Here is a 1,285-nt window from a genome sequence, read left to right on the forward strand (position 1 = left end):
AGAGGTGGTTCGGTTGATCTGAACAGTTTCCAGGCGTTTCGTAAGTGGTTTTCCGCCTTGGTTATGCCGCTACCGCCTCGGGGCGCGGCTGGTTGAAGTAGGCCTGATCGGGGGTTTTCCCGTCAAGCGATGAATGCGGGCGGCGGCCGTTGTAGAAGGTCAGATACCGACCAATCCCAGCGCGGGCCTCCGATACGCTGGCATAGGCCCGCAGATAGACTTCCTCGTATTTGATGCTCCGCCACAAGCGTTCGACGAAGACGTTGTCGCGCCAAGCCCCCTTGCCATCCATGCTGATCTTGATCTCGCGGGCGGCCAGCACCTTGATGAAGTCGGTGGACGTGAACTGGCTGCCCTGATCCGTGTTGAAGATCTCGGGCGTGCCATAGCGAGCCAGCGCCTCTTCCACAGCTTCTATGCAGAAGTCGGCCTCCAGCGTGATCGACACCCGCCATGCCAGGACGCGCCGGGTGAACCAGTCCAGCACAGCCGCCAGATAGATGAACCCGCGGGCCATCGGGATGTAGGTGATGTCCATCGCCCAGACCTGGTTGGGCCGTGTGATCGGCAGCTTCCGGAGCAGATAGGGGTAGATCTTGTGCCCTGGCGCCGGTTTCGAGGTGTTTGGCCGACGATAGAGGGCCTCGATCCCCATCCGTTTCATCAACGTGGCAACATGTAGCCGCCCGACCTTGAACCCTTCCTGCACCAGCAGACCCTGCAGCATCCGGCTGCCCGCGAACGGGAATTCCATGTGCAGCTTGTCGATCCGATGCATCAGCTTCAGATCGGCGTCAGATACCGGGCGAGGCTTGTAGTAGACGCTGCCCCGGCTGATCCCCAGAACGATGGCTTGCCGACTGACGCTCAGCCTGGCGGTGGGATCGATCATTTTCTTGCGCTCGGCAACAGACCCGCCTTGCCGAGCGCGCCGGACAAAAAATCGTTCTCCAGCGTCAGCTCCCCGATCTTCGCATGCAAGGTCTTCACATCGATCGCCGGTTCAGGCTCGGCTTTCGGCGCCTCCCCGAACACCCCGGTCGCGCCCTCAAGCAACTGGTCACGCCACTGCTTGATCTGGTTCGGGTGAACGTCGAAATCCTGCGCCAGCTCGATCAACGTCTTCTCGCCCCTGATCGCAGCCACCGCCACTTTCGCCTTGAATGCCGGGCTGTGGTTCCGGCGTGGTCGTCTTGCCATGGTCTTCTCCTCGCTCGCAGCATCATGCTGCCATTGCGCGGAAAATCCACTTATCCTGGCTGTTCAGATTTCCGCAGCCACCTCT

Annotated in this window: 1 protein-coding gene; it reads right to left on the reverse strand. The window is 60.8% G+C overall.

Annotated elements, in window-relative coordinates:
- Nucleotides 1–61: 61 nt before the first annotated feature.
- Nucleotides 62–1,200 (reverse strand): IS3 family transposase gene (locus tag PVW27_RS21520; protein ID WP_274561250.1). Its coding sequence is split into 2 segments (ribosomal slippage): nucleotides 62–934 and nucleotides 937–1,200, totalling 1,137 coding nucleotides; the frame shifts between segments, so codons are not numbered across the junction.
- Nucleotides 1,201–1,285: the final 85 nt, after the last annotated feature.

This window comes from Seohaeicola sp. 4SK31, from assembly GCF_028802875.1.
In the GTDB taxonomy this organism is placed as follows: Bacteria; Pseudomonadota; Alphaproteobacteria; order Rhodobacterales; family Rhodobacteraceae; genus Seohaeicola.